Origin of the sequence: Mesorhizobium huakuii (assembly GCF_014189455.1) — a bacterium.
GTDB classification, from domain to species: Bacteria; Pseudomonadota; Alphaproteobacteria; order Rhizobiales; family Rhizobiaceae; genus Mesorhizobium; species Mesorhizobium huakuii_A.
The window spans coordinates 1,832,661-1,850,820 of the sequence record NZ_CP050296.1 but is presented as its reverse complement, the minus strand read 5'-3'; the positions used below and the strand labels follow the sequence as shown (position 1 = coordinate 1,850,820).

The window sequence follows — 18,160 nt, the reverse complement described above, 5'->3', positions numbered from 1 at the left end:
CATCTACTCTTCAACCCGGACGCCGTTAGCACCGGGGATATTAAGCGCAAGGCATGGCGAACCGCAGAGACAGCCGCATTGAGCCCAGTTTTGAGGGACCGCCTCAGACGCGATCCCAGACGGGCCTTTCGGTGAGCGAGGAGGACCGCGTCGTGCCGAGCAACCGCAAAGCCTCCGCCAAACGCAGATCGTCGAAGGCGAAATCGTCGCGCGGCGGGCGCGGCAGGAGCCGCCGCGGCCTGTTCGGCGTGCTTGGCCGGCTGTTCTACTGGTGCTTCGTGCTCGCCATCTGGGGCGGCATCGCTGTGGCGGGCGTCGTCATTTACTACGGCGCCAAGATGCCGGCGGCCACCACCTGGTCGATCCCCGACCGTGCTCCCAACATCAAGATCGTCTCGGCCGATGGCCAACTGCTCGCCAACAGGGGCATGAGCGGCGGAGAGGCGGTCGGCCTGCACGAAATGTCGCCTTACATTCCGGAAGCCGTCATCGCCATCGAGGACCGCCGGTTCTATTCGCATTTCGGCGTCGACCCGATCGGCCTGTCGCGTGCCATGGTGACCAATCTGCTTGGCGGGCATTTCTCGCAAGGCGGTTCGACGCTGACGCAGCAATTGGCCAAGAACCTGTTCCTGAAGCCTGACCGCACGCTGGAGCGCAAGGTGCAGGAGGTGTTGCTGGCGCTGTGGCTGGAGCACAAGCACACCAAAGACCAGATCCTCGAAATGTACCTCAACCGGGTCTATTTCGGTTCCGGCGCCTACGGTGTCGAGGCGGCGTCGCGGCGTTATTTCGGCAAGAGCGCGCGCGATGTCACTTTGTCGGAGGCCGCCCTGCTTGCCGGGCTCTTAAAGGCGCCGTCGCGGCTGTCGCCGGCGCGCGATCCCAAGGCCGCCGAGGAGCGCTCGCAGCTCGTGCTCGCAGCGATGCGCGAAGAGGGCAAGATCAGCGACAAGGAGTTGAAGACGGCGCTGAGCGCGCCGGCAACGCGTTCGCCGTCCTACTGGACCGGCTCGGAAAACTATGTCGCCGACACCATCATGGAAGAACTGCCCGACCTGATCGGCGACGTGCGCGGCGACATCGTCATCGACTCAACCGTCGACCTGAACCTGCAGAAGCTCGCCGAACAGTCGATCCGCCGGCTGATCGATGAAAGCGGCAAGAAGCTCAACGTCACCCAGGGCGCGCTGGTGTCGATCGACGATTCCGGCGCGGTGCGCGCCATGGTCGGCGGCTACGACTATTCGACCAGCCAGTTCGACCGCGCTTCGGAAGCGCGCCGGCAGCCGGGCTCGGCGTTCAAGCCGTTTGTCTATATGGCGGCGCTTGAAGGGGGCCGCACGCCAGACAGCATCCGCAATGACGCGCCGATCAAGATCGGCAACTGGACGCCGGACAATTACGGCGGCAAGTATTTTGGCAAGGTCACGCTGGCGACGGCGTTGGCCAAGTCGCTGAACTCGGTCGCCGCGCAGCTGACCATGGAGGTCGGGCCGAACGCGGTGGTGGAGGCCGCGCATCGCATGGGCATCCAGTCTGAGCTGCAGGCCAACACCTCGATCGCGCTCGGCACTTCGGAAGTGACGCCCTTGGAGCTGACTTCGGCCTATGTGCCGTTCGCCAATGGCGGCTACAAGCCGGACATCCATTTCATTCGCCGTATCACGACCGCCGAGGGCAAGGTGCTCTACGACAGCGGCGGCGGCAGCGCGCCGCGTGTGGTGAAACCCGAGATCGTCGGCATGATGAACTCGATGATGACCGGCACCGTCGAGATCGGCACCGCCAAGAAGGCGGCTTTTGCCTGGCCGTCGGCCGGCAAGACCGGCACCAGCCAGAATTCGCGCGATGCCTGGTTCGTCGGCTACACCGCCAATCTCACCACCGGCGTGTGGTTCGGCAATGATGACGGCACGGCGATGAAGAAGGTCACCGGCGGCGCGCTGCCGGCGCAGGCTTGGCACGAATTCATGGTCGCCGCGCACGAAGGCGTGCCGGTGCGGCCGCTGCCCGGCACCTGGAAATCGACGCCGGCCGATACGATCGTGCCCGACGACATACCGTCCGCCGACAACAACCAGCCGGCGCCGGTTCCCTCAGCGTCGGTTGGCCAGCAGGCGCCATCCTCACAGGCGGCCGCGCCGGCGACCCAGGCGCCAGCGCCGGCCCGCGTGGCGCGGCCTGCCCAGACCGTCGACGCCGATGGCTTCAACATGCCGGCGGATGACGGCACCACCGCTTCGGTCGGGCATCCGGTGCCGCCGGGCAATGTTGGCGGTCCGCTGAAGAAGAAGAAACAGACCTCGATCCTGGATATTCTGGGCGGCGGCTGATGACCAGCGAGCCTTTTCAGCCCAATGGTGTGAAAGACTACAAGCGATTAAGCGTGTGGCAATCGTTGTCGCTGCTTGGGATGACAGTCCTTGTTGTTGTCACTCGGCACCTGCCATACCTCTACTTTCCCAATCCGGCGTACCTCGATCAGGAAAGAGTCGGTGCGATATACGGTTCCTTCATCATGGGGATTTTTCTGCCTTATGGTCTGGCGTGGGTCGTTGCGCGCTTGGCCGGGCGCTCGCGTACCACGTTTTTATGGGTTCTTTGGTCGCTGGCCGGTTTGGCCTTTCTTCTGAATCTCGGCCTGCTTGTCGATTGTCCGACCTGCTATTGAAAAGCTACGGCACGGCCGGCTCACTGGTCTCATGGCGACCTCTCGCCATTGTAACCATATTCGGTTAGATCACGCGCCGGAGACCGCGACATGGCTGAACTCGACACAAGAAAAACCATCGTGCTGACCGGCGCCAGCCGCGGCATCGGCCATGCCACGGTCAAGCGCTTCTCACGCGAGGGCTGGCGCGTCATCACCTGCTCGCGCCAGGCCTTTGCCGAGGATTGCCCGTGGCCGGCAGGCCCGGAAGATCACATCAAAGTCGACCTCGCCGACCAGGAAGATGTCGGCATCGCCGTTTCCGAAATCCGCCATCGGCTGGAAGCGCATGGCGGCCAGTTGCACGCGCTGGTCAACAATGCCGGCATTTCGCCCAAGCTCAAGGACGGCAACAGCCGCATGGATTCGATCGACACGCCGATGCATGTCTGGCGCGACGTGTTCCAGGTCAATTTCTTCGCGCCGATCATGCTCGCGCGGGGGTTGTTCAAAGAGTTAGCCGCGGCCAAGGGTTCGATCGTCAACGTCACCTCGATCGCCGGCACCCGCGTGCATCCCTTCGCCGGCACCGCCTATGCGACATCGAAGGCCGCACTCGGCTCGTTGACGCGTGAGATGGCGCATGACTTTGGTCCGCACGGCATCCGCGTCAACGCCATTGCGCCGGGCGAGATCGACACCGCGATCCTGTCGCCGGGCACAGACAAGATCGTCGAGACCATTCCGCTCAGGCGCCTCGGCACCACGGCCGAGGTCGCCGACATCATCTTCTTCCTGTGCTCGCAGCAGGCGTCCTATGTGACCGGCTCGGAAATCCACATCAATGGCGGCCAGCACGTGTGAGTCGGTCAACTTCAGGCCAAGGACAGCTTATCCGGCGATGGTGAGAACGGCCTTGCCGCTGAAACTGCGCTGCCGCAGGGCGTCCAGGGCCTGGGCGATATCCGTCCACGGCACGGTCAAGGCGACGCGGGTTTCCAGCCGGCCACCCGCGACCAGGGCGAGCTGCGCAGCGATATCGGCGCCAATGCCCGAGCCGGATGTGTAGTAGGCGAACGTCTGAAGCCTCGCGCCCTCGTGGCCTGGAACGAACTGGCGGAAGCCAACCGGCGTGAGTTCGCCGCTGCTCGAACCGAACATGACGATGGTCCCGCCAGGCGCGACACGTTCGATTGCGTGGGCGAGGCTTTCGCCGCCGACCGACTCGGTGATCAGCGAAAACGGCCCCTCGGCCTTCTCGATCGCCTCGACCACCTGACCGGCTCCGAGAGCGCTGAGATCCTCGGCATGCCGGGCGGCGGCGATCGCGGTCACCGAAGCGCCTTGCTCGCGGGCGATCTGGATCTGGAAACGGCCGACCGCGCCGCTCGCGCCGGTGATCAGGACCTGCTGACCAGCAAGGTCGCCGCCATAGCGCAAGGTCCTCAGCGCCGTCGTGCCCGCCACGGGGAGCGTGGCCGCCGAGACGAAGCCGACCTCATCCGGCAGGACGGCGAGACGCTCGGTCGGAACGGCGACACGTTCGGCCCAGCCGGCCTCGTCGACCAAAGCCACGACCCTTGTGCCCGCGGCCGGCCCGGAGCCATCGGCTGCGGCCTGTTCGACAATCCCAACGACGTCCTGGCCGGGTATCCAGCCGTCCGGACGTATGGCGAGCAGGCGCAGTTCGCCGCGGTTCAACGAGGTCGCGCGGACGGCGATCAGCGCTTCGTTCGCGCAAGGTTGTGGCTCGTCCACCTCGGCGAGTTTCAATCTGGCTGCGTTGCCGGAAAAGACGGTGAGGGCGAGCATGGGGTACACCTTTGCCAATTGGCGAGAACGACCCGAGCCTACCGATTTACGCTGACGAATAATCTAGATATAAATGCAATTGATCGCTAAAAACTGTCATTCATGAGACAGCCGCTCCGCTACCCATGGCTCGATTTCGACGTCGATGACGTCCTTGCTCCGGCGATCGCCGTGCGCGTCGATGTCACCGAGACCAAGGCCGAGGTGTCGGATCATTGGCATCGCAAGGGGCAACTCGTCTTCGCGCTTAGCGGCGGCGTGACCTGCCGCGTTCCGAGTGGCCTGTGGATGGTGCCGCCGCATTGCGGCGTGTGGGTGCCAAGCCGCATGCAGCACAGCAACATTGCCACGGCCAATGCCCGGATTTTCTTCGTCTATATCGAACCAGGCGTGGCCGAACTGCCGGACCGGTGCTGCACGCTTTCGATTTCGCCGCTGCTGCGCGAGCTCATCATCGAACTGTCGGACTGCGCGCCGGACGATGCGAGGTGCGCTCTCCTGGGAAGGGTCCTGCTGGCCGAACTGCCTGATATGCCTGTCCAGCAATTGCATCTGCCGATCTCTTCCGAGCCGCGCTTGCGGCGGATCGCGGAAGCGTTGGCGAACGATCCTGCCGACCGCGGCACGCTGGCCGAATGGGCCAATCGCGTCGCGCTCAGCGAGAGCAGTCTTGCGCGTCTTATCGTCAAGGAGACCGGCTTGAGCTTCGGCCGCTGGCGCCAGCAATTACACTTGATCGTTGCGATCAGGGAGCTGGCTTCGGGGGCAAGCGTTCAGCGGGTTTCGGGCGATCTCGGCTATGAGTCCGTCACAGCCTTCATCACCATGTTCAAAAAGGCGCTCGGCAAGCCTCCCGCACAATATCTCAGCAGCATCGCACGCAATGGCGGTTCTGCGTTCGTGGCGTGATCAGGCGGCGGACGGCTCAGTCGCGGATGGCTTGTGCCCGAGCACCTCTTCGACGATGCCGCGCGCGATTTCGCGTTCGCCCATGATCACCGTGTCGGCGCCGAGCCCTTTGAGATGCTCGACCTCAGCATCGGAATGGGCGCGGGCGACGACGTTGATCTTGGGATTGGCGGAGCGCGCCCTGAGCACGATCTGGCCGGCCTCGAACGCATTGGGGATGGCGAGGATCAGCCGGCTGGCGCCTTCGGGATTGGCGGCAGCGAACACTTCGGCATTGGCCGCATTGCCGGCGACGGTTTCGACGCCGTCGGCCTTCAGCTTGGCCAGCGTCTTGTCGGCGTCCTCGATGACGAGGAAGGGCAGGGCTGCTTCTTTCAGCGCCGCGCCGACGAGGCCGCCGACACGGCCATAGCCGATCAGGATGGCATGGCCGGTAAGCGCCGTCTTCGGCGGCGGTCCGTCTTCCTCTTTGGAGGTTGCGGCGGCGACAGAGGCCACCTGGCCCGGTTCCGTCGCCGGGCCGACCGGCTTGGCGTCTGCCGGCGGCCCCGTCCTGGCGGCGCGGGCCTCAAGCCATGGCTTCATCCAGTCGATGACCAGGAACATCAACGGGTTGAGCACGATCGACAGGATGGCGCCGGCCAGGATCAGGTCGCGGCCCTGTTCGGGCAGTAGTTTCAGCCCGACGCCGAGTTCGGCCAGGATGAAGGAGAATTCGCCGATCTGGGCAAGGCTCGCCGAAATCATCAAGGCTGTCGCCAGGGGATAGCCAAAGGCGACGACGATGACGAACGCGGCCAGCGACTTGCCGATGACGATGATGGCGAGCGTGGCCAGGATCGGCAGGCCGTTGCTGAACAGGCTGAATGGGTCGAACAGCATGCCGACCGACACGAAGAACAGCACCGAAAAGGCATCGCGCAGCGGTAGCGATTCTTCGGCCGCGCGGTGGCTGAGCTCGGACTCGCTCATGATCATGCCGGCGAAGAAGGCGCCGAGCGCCAGCGACACGCCAAACAGTTTCGCCGCGCCGAAAGCGACGCCGAGCGCGATCGCCAGCACAGCCAGCCGGAACAGTTCACGCGACCCGGTATGGGCGACGTAGTGCAGGATCCAGGGAATGACCCGGCGGCCGACCACCAGCATGACGACGACGAAGGCGGCGACCTTGGCGAGCGTAATGCCGACGACGCCCCAGATGCCGTAGCTGGCCGGCAGCGACAGCAGGCCGCTTGAATGCACATCCGCCTGTTCCTGGCCGCCGAGCACGCCGGCAAGGGCCGGCAGCAGCACCAGCGCCAGCACCATGGCGAGATCTTCGACGATCAGCCAGCCGACCGCGATGCGGCCACGTTCGGTCTCGATCAGCCGGCGCTCCTGCAGCGCGCGCAGCAGCACGACGGTCGAGGCGACCGACAGCGCCAGGCCGAACACCAGACCCGCGCCCATCGACCAGCCGAGCATCCAGGACAGCCCGGCGCCAAGCGCCGTGGCAAAGCCGATCTGGACAATGGCGCCAGGCACGGCGATGGCGCGGACCGACAGCAGATCCTTCAGCGAGAAATGCAGGCCGACGCCGAACATCAACAGGATGACGCCGATTTCGGCCAATTCATTGGCAAGGCCGGCATCGGCGACGAAACCGGGCGTGTTCGGCCCGACCAGCACGCCGGCTACGAGATAGCCGACCAGCGGCGGAATGCGGAAACGATTGGCGAGAGCCCCGAAGACGAAAGCCAGCCCCAGACCGGCGACGATAGTGGCGATAAGGGGCGTGTCATGCGGCATTGTCTATGGAGCGCCTTTCAAGCTGGGGATGTCGGATGTGCGCCGCCCGAAGCCGGCGCCTGTTTTGCAATATGGTGGAAGGGGTGACGGTGATGCAACCCGCAAGGGGTGTGAAATCCACGGTGGGGCGACAAATGCTTGGCCGGCCGCGCCAGCAGTCCCGCTGTCGGGCTGAATTCACAAGCGTATTGCGCCTCGGCATGCGGCATCAAAGACGGGAGCCGCCAGCAGACGACTTTAATCTACTAAATTGGTAGAAATTAGAAAAAACTATTTTGCGCGACCGCGGGCAGGCGGCTAAAAAGACCTGAAATCAAGGCCCGTTTCAGCGGCTTGAATCCGTCCGCACCCTGGATGTGGAATATTTTTCTCCTGCCTTTCGCGGTTGCGAAAAAGCGATTGCCTGTCATCACAGGATGCGCGAGTGCTTTGCTTCTGGTTTTTCGCGCCCGGGCGTAAAACTGCGACACTGTTCCCGGATTGCTTTTCTCATGCCGCATGCCAATGCCAAGCTCAACGCCTTTCCCGTCTTCGTGCGGGTCGAGGGCGAAGCCGTGGCCATTGTCGGCGGCGACGAGGAAGCCTTGGCCAAGGCGCGGCTGATCGGACAATCGAGCGCGGTGCTGCGCATCATCGCCCAAGATGCCGAACCGGAACTGCTTGCCTTCATCGCTCAGTCCGGCGCCAGCCATGTTGCGGCAGCCTACGATGCCTCGCAACTCGAAGGTGCGGTCATGGTGTTTGCCGCCAGCGGCGACGAGATGCTCGACCGCCGTGTCGCCGCGGACGCGCGCAAACTGGGCATCCCCGTCAATGCCGTCGACCGGCCGGAGCTCTGCGATTTCTTCACCCCGGCGCTGGTCAACCGCGCGCCGGTCGCCATTGCCATCGGAACTGAAGGCGCAGGCCCGGTGCTTGCCCAGATGCTGCGCAGCCGCATCGATCAGATGCTGTCGCCGTCGCTTGGATCGCTGGCAACGCTCGCCGCTTCGCTGCGTGGCGCGGCCGAGAAAGTGCTGCCGAAAGGCAATGCCCGCCGACGCTTCTGGAGCAGTTTTTTCCAGGGTGCTCCGGCCCGAGCCGTCGAAGCCGGCCAGCTGTCGCAGGCGCATGACGCCGCCGTGGATCTTCTGCTGTCGAACGCACCGGCTTCGGGCCACATCGCCCTGGTCGGCGCCGGTCCCGGCGCCGAGGATCTTCTGACCCTGCGTGCCCACCGCCTGTTGATGGAAGCCGATGTCATCGTCCATGACGCGCTGGTGCCGGAGGCGGTCGTTGCCATGGGCCGCCGCGATGCCGAGCGCCTTCCCGTCGGCAAACGCAAGGGCTGCCACACCAAGAGCCAGGCCGAGATCAACGCGCTGCTGGTCGAGCTCGGCCGCCAGGGCAAGCGCGTCGTGCGGCTGAAGTCGGGCGATCCGCTGGTGTTCGGCCGCGCCGGCGAGGAGATGGCGGCACTGCGCGAAGCCGGCATCGCCTATGAGGTGGTTCCCGGTGTCACCGCGGCCTTCGCCGCCGCCGCCGATTTCGAACTGCCGCTGACCTTGCGCGGCGTGTCGTCGTCGATGGTGTTCACCACCGGCCACGATCTCAAGGGCAATTCATTGCCCGATTGGGCCAAGCTTGCGATTTCCGGTGCCACCGTTGCCGTCTATATGGGCCGTTCGGTCGCGGCCGAAGTCGCCGGTCGGCTGATCGAAGCCGGCCTGTCGCCGGACACGGCGGTCGCCGTGGTCGAAAATGCCAGCCTGGCCAACCGCCGCCGTTTCCACGGCACACTGGCCGATCTGCCGTCACTGGAAGCGCGTGGCGATCTTTCCGGCCCGGTCATGACCATCATTGGCGATGCGGTCGCGGGTGCCAATTTTGAACGGTCCGAGCCGCTCGCGGCACACAGGTATGAAGGCGCGGCCAAAGCCGCCACTGAGAGAGTTCAGCCATGAAGATACTGACCGCCAACCGCCTGACCGATGGCATCGCCGTCTGGTATGCCGATGGCGGCTGGGCCGAGACGGTGGACCACGCCGACCTAGCCCATGACAAGACGGCCGAGGACCGCCTGGAGGCGATCGGTGCCAAGGCCTATGCCGACAATGAGGTGGTCGACGTCAATCTGATCGACGCGGAGGTCGTCGACGGTGTCGTCGAGCCGGTGCGGCTGCGCGAGAAAATCCGCGCCGCGGGCCCGACCATCCGCGGCGATCTCGGCAAGCAGGCAGAGCGGGCGGCGTAGCCAGGATTTAAGTGAAACGGGCGGACGCGCCCTGAAAGACGAAGCATGTACCGTTACGATGAGTTCGACCACGATTTTGTCCAGGCCCGCGTCGCCGAGTTCAGCGACCAGGTTGAGCGCCGGCTGTCCGGCGAGATCACCGAGGACCAGTTTCGGCCGCTCAGGCTGATGAACGGCGTCTACCTGCAACTGCACGCCTATATGCTGCGCATCGCGGTGCCCTATGGCACGCTGAACGGCAAGCAGCTGCGCATGCTCGGCCATATCGCCCGCAAATACGACAAGGGCTACGGCCATTTCACCACGCGCCAGAACATCCAGTTCAACTGGCCGGCGCTGTCGGACATTCCGGCGATCCTGGCCGATCTCGCCAGCGTCGAGATGCACGCGATCCAGACCAGCGGCAACTGCATCCGCAACGTCACTGCCGACCACTTTGCCGGTGCCGCCGCCGACGAGGTCGCCGACCCGCGCCCCTATGCGGAAATCCTGCGGCAATGGTCGTCGGTGCATCCGGAATTCTCGTTCCTGCCCAGGAAATTCAAGATCGCGGTGACGGGTGCCGAGCGCGACCGTGCTGCCATCCAGACGCACGATATCGGCCTGCATTTGAAGAAGAACGCCGCCGGCGAACTCGGCTTTGCCGTCTATATCGGCGGCGGCCAGGGCCGCACGCCGATGGTGGCGAGGAAAATCCGCGACTTCCTGCCGGAGGCCGATCTGCTGTCCTACTGCACGGCGATCCTGCGCGTTTACAATCTCTATGGCCGCCGCGACAACAAATACAAGGCGCGCATCAAGATCCTCGTCCACGAGACCGGCGTCGAGGAAATCACCCGCCAGGTCGAGGCCGAGTGGCAGGAGTTGAAGGACGCCGAGCTGAAGCTACCGGATGCCGACATCCGCGCCATCGAGGCCTATTTCGCGCCGCCGGCGCTCGCCGATCGGCCGGAAGGCGACCAGGCGGTCAAGCTGGCGCGCCTCGATTCCAAAGGCTTCTCGGAATGGCTCGACCAGAACGTGGTGACGCACCGCCATCCCGACTATGCGGCGGTGACGATCTCGCTCAAGGGTATCGGCGAGGTGCCGGGCGACGCTTCGGACAGCCAGATGGAAGCGGTCGCCGACATCGCCGAGAAATACGCCTTCGACGAGCTGCGTGTCAGCCATGAGCAGAACCTGATCCTGCCGCATGTGGCGCGTGCCGACCTCAAAGCCGTTTATGACGCGCTGGTCGACATCGGGTTGGCGACGGCCAATTCCAATTTGATATCGGACATCATCTCGTGCCCAGGGCTCGACTATTGCGCGCTGGCCACCGCGCGCTCGATCCCGATCGCGCAGGAAATCTCGCAACGCTTCGCCTCGCTGGAACGGCAGCGCGAGATCGGCGAGTTGAAGCTGAAGATCTCAGGCTGCATCAATGCCTGCGGCCACCACCATGTCGGCCATATCGGCATACTCGGCGTCGAGAAGAAGGGCTCCGAGCTCTATCAGGTGACGCTGGGCGGCTCGGCCGACGAGAACACGTCGGTCGGCGAAATCATCGGCCGTGGTTTCTCGTCGGAAGAGATCACCGACGCCATCGAGCAGATCGTCGAGACCTATCTCGGCCTTCGGCTCAACCCGCAGGAAAAATTCATCGACGCCTACCGCCGTGTCGGTCCCGCGCCGTTCAAGGAGGCGCTCTATGCTGGCGAAGCCAAGGCCGCTTGACCGGATAGCCGATGTCGATGACGGCGCCGCCGCGAAAGCGGCGGGGCTTGATGCGCTCTATGGCCATCTGAAGCCGCTCGAGATCATCGAACGCTCGGCCCGCGAACTGTTTCACGACGAGATCGCCGCGGTGTCGTCCTTCGGGGCGGATTCAGCGGTGCTGCTGCACATGATCGCCGAGATCGACCGTACGCTGCCGGTCATCTTCCTCGACACCGGCAAGCATTTCGAGGAGACGCTCGGCTACCGTGACGCGCTCGTCGCCGATTTCGGGCTGACCAACATTCGGGTGATCAAGCCCGAGGAGGCCGCGCTCGAGCGGATCGACCCGACGGGCAATCTGCACCAGAGCAACACCGATGCCTGCTGCGACGTGCGCAAGGTCGAGCCGCTGGCGCGCGGTGTGGCGCCGTTTCGCGCCTGGTTCACCGGCCGTAAGCGCTTCCAGGCCTCGACGCGGGCAGGACTGCCGGTGTTCGAGGCTGTCGGCCCGCGCATCCGCATCAATCCGCTGGCGCATTGGACGACATCGGATCAGGCGGACTACATGCGCGCGCATGCGCTGCGTGAAAATCCGCTGGTCGCCTATGGCTATCTGTCGATCGGCTGCTTCCCGTGCACGCAGCCGGTGCAGCCGGGCGAAGACGCACGCAGCGGCCGCTGGGCCGGTCATGCCAAGACCGAGTGCGGCATTCACCTGTCGGGACTGGAAGTGTCGCTGACCGACGCATCACTGTAGGGTATGCTGATATTCAGGTGAGGCTGGCCTGCAAACGGCAGCTTCCTGCGCTTCCGGTGCTCACGTACTTCAAGTACGCTCCGCTCCGGTTCTCGGAAGCCGCCATTTTCGGCGCAGCCTGACCTGAATCTCAACACATCCTTGGCTCGTTTGAATATTTAGGACCTTTTTTATGACCGAAACGACGATACCGGAGACCCGGCTCTGGACCCCTGAGGGTTTTCGCGAGGATGAGTGGGCTCATGCCGAAAGTGCGGACGCGCTTTCCGGCAATGGCCGTTTCATCCTGCCGCTGCAGGCGTTCCTCGACCTTGATCCGGAGGTGCGTCGGTCGGCCAAGGAGCGGCTCGGCGTGGTGCTGCAGCCCGGCGATCAGCTCGAGAAGATAGCGGACCTGCTCGACCAGCTGTCGCTGGTGGCGCTGGTCTTCCCGGCCTTCAGCGATGGGCGTTCCTTCTCCAAGGCTGAACTGCTGCGTAGCCGCTACCATTTCGAAGGTGCCGTTCGCGCCACCGGCCAGGTTCTGATCGACCCGTTGCCGCATATGCTGCGGCTGGGCTTCGACGAGTTCGAGATTTCCAACCCGGTGCTGCTGAAACGCCTGGAAGAGGGCCGCACCGGCGGGCTGGGACTCTACTATCAGCCAACCGCTGTGCCGGAGCCAAAGGGGCCGAAATATTCCTGGCGGCGCGTTCGTAACAGCTGACGCAGCGGTAATCGCGCGCGTCTTTACATAGGCCGTAATCGAGCTTTCTCTTGGTCATCCGGACGGAAACATCCGCCGGGTGCGAGGGAGGGAGTCATGGATTTCGACTATGTCATCGCCGGTGGTGGGTCCGCCGGCTGCACGCTTGCCGCGCGGCTGTCCGAAGATTCATCGAAAACGGTCTGCCTGATCGAAGCCGGCGGCGCGGGCAGCAACCTGCTTATCCGCGCGCCGGCAGGCATCATCGCACTGTTGCCGGGCCGGCCGAAGATCAACAACTGGGCGTTCGAGACGGTGCCGCAGCAGGGTCTTGGCGGCCGCAAGGGCTACCAGCCGCGCGGCAAGGCGCTGGGCGGATCCAGCGCCATCAATGCCATGCTCTATACGCGCGGGCACCGCGGCGACTATGACGAATGGGCCGACCTCGGCTGCGACGGCTGGTCATGGGACGAGGTGCTGCCCTATTTCCGACGGGCGGAAGGCAATCAACGCGGCGCTGATGCTCTGCATGGCGGTGACGGGCCGCTGCGGGTTGCCGAGCAGCAAGAGCCACGTCCGCTCTCCCGGGCCTTTGTCGAGGCCTGCGGCGAAAACCAGATCCGCCGCAACGATGATTTCAACGGCGTCGAACAGGAAGGTGCCGGACTTTATCAGGTGACGCAATTCTGGGGTGAACGCCGTAATGGCGAGCGCTGCTCGGCGGCCGCTGCCTATCTGCAACCGGTCATGAACAGGTCGAACCTTACCGTCATCACTGGAGCGCATGCCACGGCGGTCATCCTCGATGGCAAGCGCGCCACCGGCGTGCGGTATCGCGCGGGGAAGGGCGAAGCCGTTGCGAAATCCAGGCGCGAGGTGATCGTCTGCGGTGGCGCCTTCGGTTCGCCTCAGCTCCTGTTGCTGTCGGGCATTGGCCCGGCTGCCGAGCTTGCCATGCATGGTATTCCGGTCATTCATGAACTGCCCGGCGTTGGCAAGAACCTGCAAGACCACCTCGATTTCATCATGGGCTGGACGTCAAAGGATGCCGACATGATGGGTATCGGCCTGCGCGGCCTACCTGGCCTGCTGCGGCACTTGCTGCGCTGGCGGAAAGATGGCGGCGGTATGATCGCCACGCCCTATGCCGAAGGCGGTGCCTTCCTCAAATCCGATCCGGCGATAGAACGGCCCGACCTTCAACTGCATTTCTGCATCGCCATCGTGGATGATCATGGCCGCAAGCTGCATATGGGATATGGCTTTTCCTGCCATGTCTGCGTGCTGCGGCCGCATTCGCGCGGAGAGGTCGGGCTGTCGACTCATGATCCCATGGCACCACCGCGCATTGATCCGCGCTTTCTTTCGGACGAACGGGACGCCGAGCTTTTGCTCAAGGGGGTCAGGATGATGCGCGGTATCCTGGAGGCGCCGGCGCTGGCCAGATATCGCCACAAGGAGATCTACACCGCCGGTGTTTCGAGCGACGCGGAGTTGATGTCCCACATCCGTGCCCGCGCCGACACGATCTATCACCCGGTTGGCACCTGCAAGATGGGCGTCGACGAGATGGCGGTGGTCGATCCGCAATTGCGGGTCCACAGGCTTGAGGCCTTGCGCGTCGTCGATGCCTCGGTGATGCCGACACTGATCGGCGGCAACACCAACGCGCCGACCATCATGATCGCCGAAAAGGCCGCAGATATGATCAAGGCAGCGGCCTGACTGCCGCTTTGGTCGAACCAGCGGTGCTGTTTTCGTTAGAAGCAAGACTGCCTGGAGCGTCTTTGGCAGAGAATGAAGAAAACTGGTCGTACCAATTGTGCGATTTACACTTTCCCTTTCGCTGTCCTGCCCTTAGGATAGGTCTATTATTTCACGACCCGAAATAAATATGGCCACAAGGGAGGAACCGGGAATGGCTGGCAAGAAAATATTGATGCTCGTTGGCGAGTTCAGCGAGGAGTATGAGATTTTCGTCTTTGAACAGGCCATGCATGCCGTCGGCCACACGGTGCATGTCGTCTGCCCGGACAAGAAGGCGGGCGATGTCCTGAAAACCTCGCTGCACGACTTCGAAGGCCATCAGACCTATACGGAAAAGCTTGGCCACGACTACATCCTCAACAAGACGTTTTCCGAGGTGGATCCGGCCCAATACGATGCCGTCTACGCGGCGGGTGGGCGCGGTCCCGAATACATTCGTATCGACAAGCGGGTGCAGGCTCTGGTGCGGCATTTCCACGAAGCCGGCAAGCCGATCTTCACCATCTGCCATGGGGTGCAAATCCTGATCGCCGTCGACGGCGTGGTGCGGGGCAGGGAAGTGGCGGCACTACACTATTGCGAGCCGGAAGTGACGCTGGCCGGCGGCATCTATATCGACGTGGCGCCGACCGGCGCCCATGTCGACGGCAATCTCGTGTCAGCCAAGGGCTGGCCCGGCCTGTCCAACTTCATCCGTGAATGCCTGAAGGTGCTTGGCACCGAGATCCGCCATGGCGAGATCCTGATGCGCGACGAGCGCCAGGCGGCCTGAACAGGGCGTTTGCTTCCGCCGCCGCGCCACGGCGCGGCGGTCGGTCTACAGCGTCGCTCGTGCTTCGCGGAACGACACCAGCTTGCGGCGGTTTTCGTCCCACAATGCCAGTTTGACGCAACGCAGGCTGTCGAGCAGCGTGACGCGACCGATGCCGCGCAACTCCGGATAATCGCGCAGCACTTCCTGTAGCCGGTAGCCCGGCACCTTGGCCGAGAGGTGGTGGACGTGGTGGACGCCGATGTTGCCGGTGAACCAGTTCAGCACCGGCGGTAGGTCGTAATAGGACGAGCCATGCAGGGCGGCATGCTGGAACTCCCAGTCATCATCCTTTGCCCATTCCGTCTCCTCGAACTGGTGCTGGACGTAGAACAGCCAGATGCCGGCCGAGCCGGCGAGAATGACGATCGGCAGATGGACAACCAGGAACGCACCGGGGCCGACGGCCCAGATGAGAAGGGCTGCCGCAAGCGCGATGGCGAGGTTGGTGGTCATCGACGACACCCAGGGCGTCAGGCCGCCGCGCATCATGCCGATGGGCAGCCTTTGCGAGAAGATGAACAGCCAGATCGGTCCCAGCCCGAACATCACCAGCGGGTGGCGATAAAGGCGGTAGGCGAGGCGGCCTCGCCAGGACAATTGCCGGTATTCGGCAACGGTCAGCGTCCGGATGTCGCCCATGCCGCGCTCATCGAGATTGCCGGCGCTGGCATGATGTGTCGCGTGGGCGCGCCGCCAGCAATCATAGGGCGTCAGCGTCAGGACGCCGAGCGCGCGGCCGATCCAGTCGTCGGCGTATCGATTGGCGAAGAAAGAGCCATGGCCGCAATCGTGCTGGATCATGAAGATGCGCACCAGGAACCCGGCCGCCGGCAGGATCAGGATCAGCCCCCACCAATGGCCATAGGCATAGGCCGCCGAGGACAGCGCCCAAAGCGTGGCGAACGGAATGAGGGTGATGGCGAGTTCGATGGCGCTGCGTCGCCGATCCGGCTTCTTGTAGCGCGCCAGAATCTTCAGCCAGGCGCGCTTGCTGTTGGCGGCCGCATCGGGGGAAATCATGTTCATCAGGAAGCATAAGCGGGGCGTGTGGCCGCCGCAAGGCAACCTTCACGCAAAATTACTGTGCGTAATTGTCGCGACAGGCGCTCCTGGGTAGGTCCTCCAGAGCCCTGAGAGGCCGGGATGCCCGGCCGGGGTGCCCCCTATTGGCGGCCACCACCGAGGCTTTTGCTCTCCATCCGATCGAGATGGTCAAGCAACTCCCTGAAGTGATTGGGAATGTCGGCTTCGGCACGGAAAGCCGGCAAGGTGCGCAGAAAGCGCGTCATCGCCTCGGCACCGAACTGGCGCCTGACTTCGGTGGCGAGCTTTTCTCCTTTTTCGGCCTTGTCGCGGGTCATCACTACAATATCCTGTGTCGGCTCGGAAACTCCTCCAGCAAGGGAATGGTTCCCTCATCACGCTTCTGTGGCAAGCCAAGCCGGCAGTTTTGGTAAAATTTGAATTAAAATCGAAGGATCGCCATTGATCGCCGCTCATTTCCGGCCAAAGGCCTAACGGTCGCTTACCCCTTGATTTTTGGCTTCCAAACCTCGATATCGGGCACAAAATCCATACCATTCGAGATGACGGGAAACGGCGATGAGCGACCAGACAAAAGACGAACGCGCGCCCAGTGAAGCCGAGGCGGCCGAGGCCAATGCCGAGCGCACGGAAGGCAGCATTGACGGCGATTATGAAGCGCTTGTGCGGCTGCTGAAGGAAAATGAAGAGCTGAAGGACCGCGCGCTGCGCGTCGCGGCCGAGATGGAGAACCTGCGCCGCCGCACCGCGCGCGACGTGCACGACGCGCGCACCTATGCGGTTGCGAATTTCGCCCGCGACATGCTGTCGGTGTCGGACAATCTGCGCCGCGCGCTGGACGCCATTCCGGCGGAGGCCAAGGCGTCGGGTGACGCCGGCTTCAAGGCGCTGATCGAAGGCGTCGACCTGACCGAGCGCGCCATGCTGTCGGCGCTGGAACGGCACGGGGTCAAGAAACTCGCTCCGGAAGGCGAGAAGTTCGATCCCAATTTCCACCAGGCCATGTTCGAAGTACCCAATCCCGATGTCCCGGCCAACACCGTGGTCCAGGTCGTGCAGCCGGGCTATTCGATTGGTGAGCGCGTGCTGCGTCCGGCCATGGTCGGCGTCGCCAAGGGCGGCCCGAAAGTCGCCGCCGAGGCGCCGGTCGAGCCGGGGCCGGTGAATGACGAGGCGGAGAAGGATGCGTGATAGCGAGTAGCGAATAGCGAGTAGGGAAATAGTTGATAGCGGCCAACTGGCTTCGTGCTATTCCCTATTCGCTACTCACTACTTGCTATTCGCTCACTCATGCATCCCATCGCCCTTCTCGACTATGCCGGCGTCGCCGTTTTTGCGGCGACCGGGGCGTTGGCGGCTTCGCGTAAGCAGCTCGACATTATCGGGTTCCTGTTCCTGGCCAGCGTCACCGGCATTGGCGGAGGGACCTTTCGTGATCTCATCCTCAATGTGCCGGTCTTCTGGGTGGGAAACCGCGACTATGTGCTGATCTGCGCTGTCGTGGCGGTTCTGGTCTTCTTCACCGCGCACCGCGTCGAATCCCGCTACAAGCTGTTGCTGTGGCTCGACGCCATCGGGCTGGCCGCCTTTTCGGTGATGGGCGCGGCAAAAGGCCTGGCAATCACCGGTTCGCCGGTGGTTTCGATCATCACCGGCATGCTCACCGCGACCTTCGGTGGCATATTGCGCGATCTCCTGGCCGGCGAGCCATCGGTGCTGCTGAGGCCGGAAATCTACGTCACGGCCGCCCTGGCGGGCGCCGCCATCTTCACACTGGGCGATGTCACCGGATTGCCGCAGATCGTCTCGGGGCTGGCCGGCTTCGTCGTGGCACTCGCCGTACGCGGCGGCGCGCTGCGTTTCGGCTGGTCGTTTCCGTCCTACAAGAGCCGGCCCGGCCGACGGCCGGAAGATATTCCGTGAAAAGAAGTGAGTAGCGAATAGGGAGTAGCGAATAGGGATAGCAGTCCTCGGGATTGCGGCGTAGCTCTCGCTATTCG

General features: G+C 63.7%; 18 protein-coding genes. 13 read left to right on the top strand and 5 right to left on the bottom strand.

Going from position 1 to position 18,160, the window contains the following annotated elements; all coding sequences use genetic code 11:
- Positions 1-53: 53 nt before the first annotated feature.
- The 3 genes from HB778_RS09070 (at position 54) to HB778_RS09060 (ending at position 3,517) form a co-directional block, all read left to right on the top strand.
- A complete protein-coding gene (locus HB778_RS09070) occupies positions 54-2,336 on the top strand; it encodes a transglycosylase domain-containing protein (RefSeq protein WP_183463179.1) in 2,283 nt (760 codons plus the stop codon).
- On the top strand, positions 2,336-2,674 hold the full coding sequence (locus HB778_RS09065; RefSeq protein WP_183463177.1) for a hypothetical protein: 339 nt from the start codon (positions 2,336-2,338) through the stop codon (positions 2,672-2,674). Before HB778_RS09070 ends, HB778_RS09065 begins: the two co-directional genes overlap by 1 nt.
- A gap of 90 nt (positions 2,675-2,764) precedes the next feature.
- Positions 2,765-3,517: an SDR family NAD(P)-dependent oxidoreductase gene (locus tag HB778_RS09060; RefSeq protein WP_095199543.1), complete on the top strand. Its 753-nt coding sequence runs from the start codon at positions 2,765-2,767 to the stop codon at positions 3,515-3,517.
- Between the two features lie 27 nt (positions 3,518-3,544).
- Here HB778_RS09060 and HB778_RS09055 read toward each other — a convergent pair whose 3' ends face one another.
- Positions 3,545-4,465, bottom strand: coding sequence for a zinc-binding dehydrogenase (locus HB778_RS09055; RefSeq protein ID WP_183463175.1), 921 nt, complete (start codon positions 4,463-4,465; stop codon positions 3,545-3,547).
- A gap of 102 nt (positions 4,466-4,567) precedes the next feature.
- Here HB778_RS09055 and HB778_RS09050 point away from each other — a divergent pair, with 102 nt between their 5' ends.
- A complete protein-coding gene (locus tag HB778_RS09050) occupies positions 4,568-5,374 on the top strand; it encodes an AraC family transcriptional regulator (protein WP_183463173.1) in 807 nt (268 codons plus the stop codon).
- Here the strand turns inward: HB778_RS09050 and HB778_RS09045 are convergent, their stop codons facing one another.
- Positions 5,375-7,162, bottom strand: a complete 1,788-nt coding sequence (locus tag HB778_RS09045; protein ID WP_183463171.1) for a cation:proton antiporter — start codon at positions 7,160-7,162, stop codon at positions 5,375-5,377.
- Between the two features lie 260 nt (positions 7,163-7,422).
- Positions 7,423-7,662, bottom strand: coding sequence for a hypothetical protein (locus HB778_RS09040; protein ID WP_183463169.1), 240 nt, complete (start codon positions 7,660-7,662; stop codon positions 7,423-7,425).
- Here HB778_RS09040 and cysG point away from each other — a divergent pair.
- The 7 genes from cysG (at position 7,654) to HB778_RS09005 (ending at position 15,074) form a co-directional block, all read left to right on the top strand.
- Positions 7,654-9,105 carry a siroheme synthase CysG gene (gene cysG, locus HB778_RS09035; protein WP_183463167.1) on the top strand — a complete coding sequence of 484 codons (1,452 nt, stop codon included), beginning with the start codon at positions 7,654-7,656 and terminating at the stop codon, positions 9,103-9,105. The two genes, HB778_RS09040 and cysG, sit on opposite strands and share 9 nt — an antisense overlap.
- Positions 9,102-9,395 carry a DUF2849 domain-containing protein gene (locus HB778_RS09030; protein ID WP_183463165.1) on the top strand — a complete coding sequence of 98 codons (294 nt, stop codon included), beginning with the start codon at positions 9,102-9,104 and terminating at the stop codon, positions 9,393-9,395. Before cysG ends, HB778_RS09030 begins: the two co-directional genes overlap by 4 nt.
- A 45-nt stretch (positions 9,396-9,440) precedes the next feature.
- Positions 9,441-11,111: a nitrite/sulfite reductase gene (locus HB778_RS09025; protein ID WP_183463163.1), complete on the top strand. Its 1,671-nt coding sequence runs from the start codon at positions 9,441-9,443 to the stop codon at positions 11,109-11,111.
- Positions 11,086-11,850, top strand: a complete 765-nt coding sequence (locus tag HB778_RS09020) for a phosphoadenylyl-sulfate reductase (protein ID WP_183463161.1) — start codon at positions 11,086-11,088, stop codon at positions 11,848-11,850. The genes HB778_RS09025 and HB778_RS09020 overlap by 26 nt, the downstream gene beginning before the upstream one ends.
- Before the next feature lie 172 nt (positions 11,851-12,022).
- Positions 12,023-12,556, top strand: coding sequence for a DUF934 domain-containing protein (locus tag HB778_RS09015; protein ID WP_183463159.1), 534 nt, complete (start codon positions 12,023-12,025; stop codon positions 12,554-12,556).
- A gap of 96 nt (positions 12,557-12,652) precedes the next feature.
- Positions 12,653-14,260: a GMC family oxidoreductase gene (locus HB778_RS09010; protein ID WP_183463157.1), complete on the top strand. Its 1,608-nt coding sequence runs from the start codon at positions 12,653-12,655 to the stop codon at positions 14,258-14,260.
- Between the two features lie 193 nt (positions 14,261-14,453).
- Entirely contained in the window at positions 14,454-15,074 is a 621-nt protein-coding gene (locus HB778_RS09005) for a DJ-1/PfpI family protein (protein ID WP_095199533.1), read from the top strand.
- Positions 15,075-15,119: 45 nt separating this feature from the next.
- On the opposite strand, the gene HB778_RS09000 is transcribed toward HB778_RS09005, so the two are convergent.
- The gene (locus HB778_RS09000; RefSeq protein WP_183463156.1) at positions 15,120-16,142 is read right to left on the bottom strand and encodes a fatty acid desaturase; all 1,023 of its coding nucleotides are present in this window, start codon (positions 16,140-16,142) and stop codon (positions 15,120-15,122) included.
- Between the two features lie 137 nt (positions 16,143-16,279).
- Positions 16,280-16,480: a hypothetical protein gene (locus tag HB778_RS08995; protein WP_183463154.1), complete on the bottom strand. Its 201-nt coding sequence runs from the start codon at positions 16,478-16,480 to the stop codon at positions 16,280-16,282.
- Between the two features lie 238 nt (positions 16,481-16,718).
- Here HB778_RS08995 and grpE point away from each other — a divergent pair, with 238 nt between their 5' ends.
- Positions 16,719-17,351, top strand: coding sequence for a nucleotide exchange factor GrpE (grpE, locus tag HB778_RS08990; RefSeq protein ID WP_183463152.1), 633 nt, complete (start codon positions 16,719-16,721; stop codon positions 17,349-17,351).
- A gap of 99 nt (positions 17,352-17,450) precedes the next feature.
- Complete coding sequence (locus tag HB778_RS08985; protein WP_095199529.1) at positions 17,451-18,083, top strand: trimeric intracellular cation channel family protein; 633 nt, start codon at positions 17,451-17,453, stop codon at positions 18,081-18,083.
- Positions 18,084-18,160: the final 77 nt, after the last annotated feature.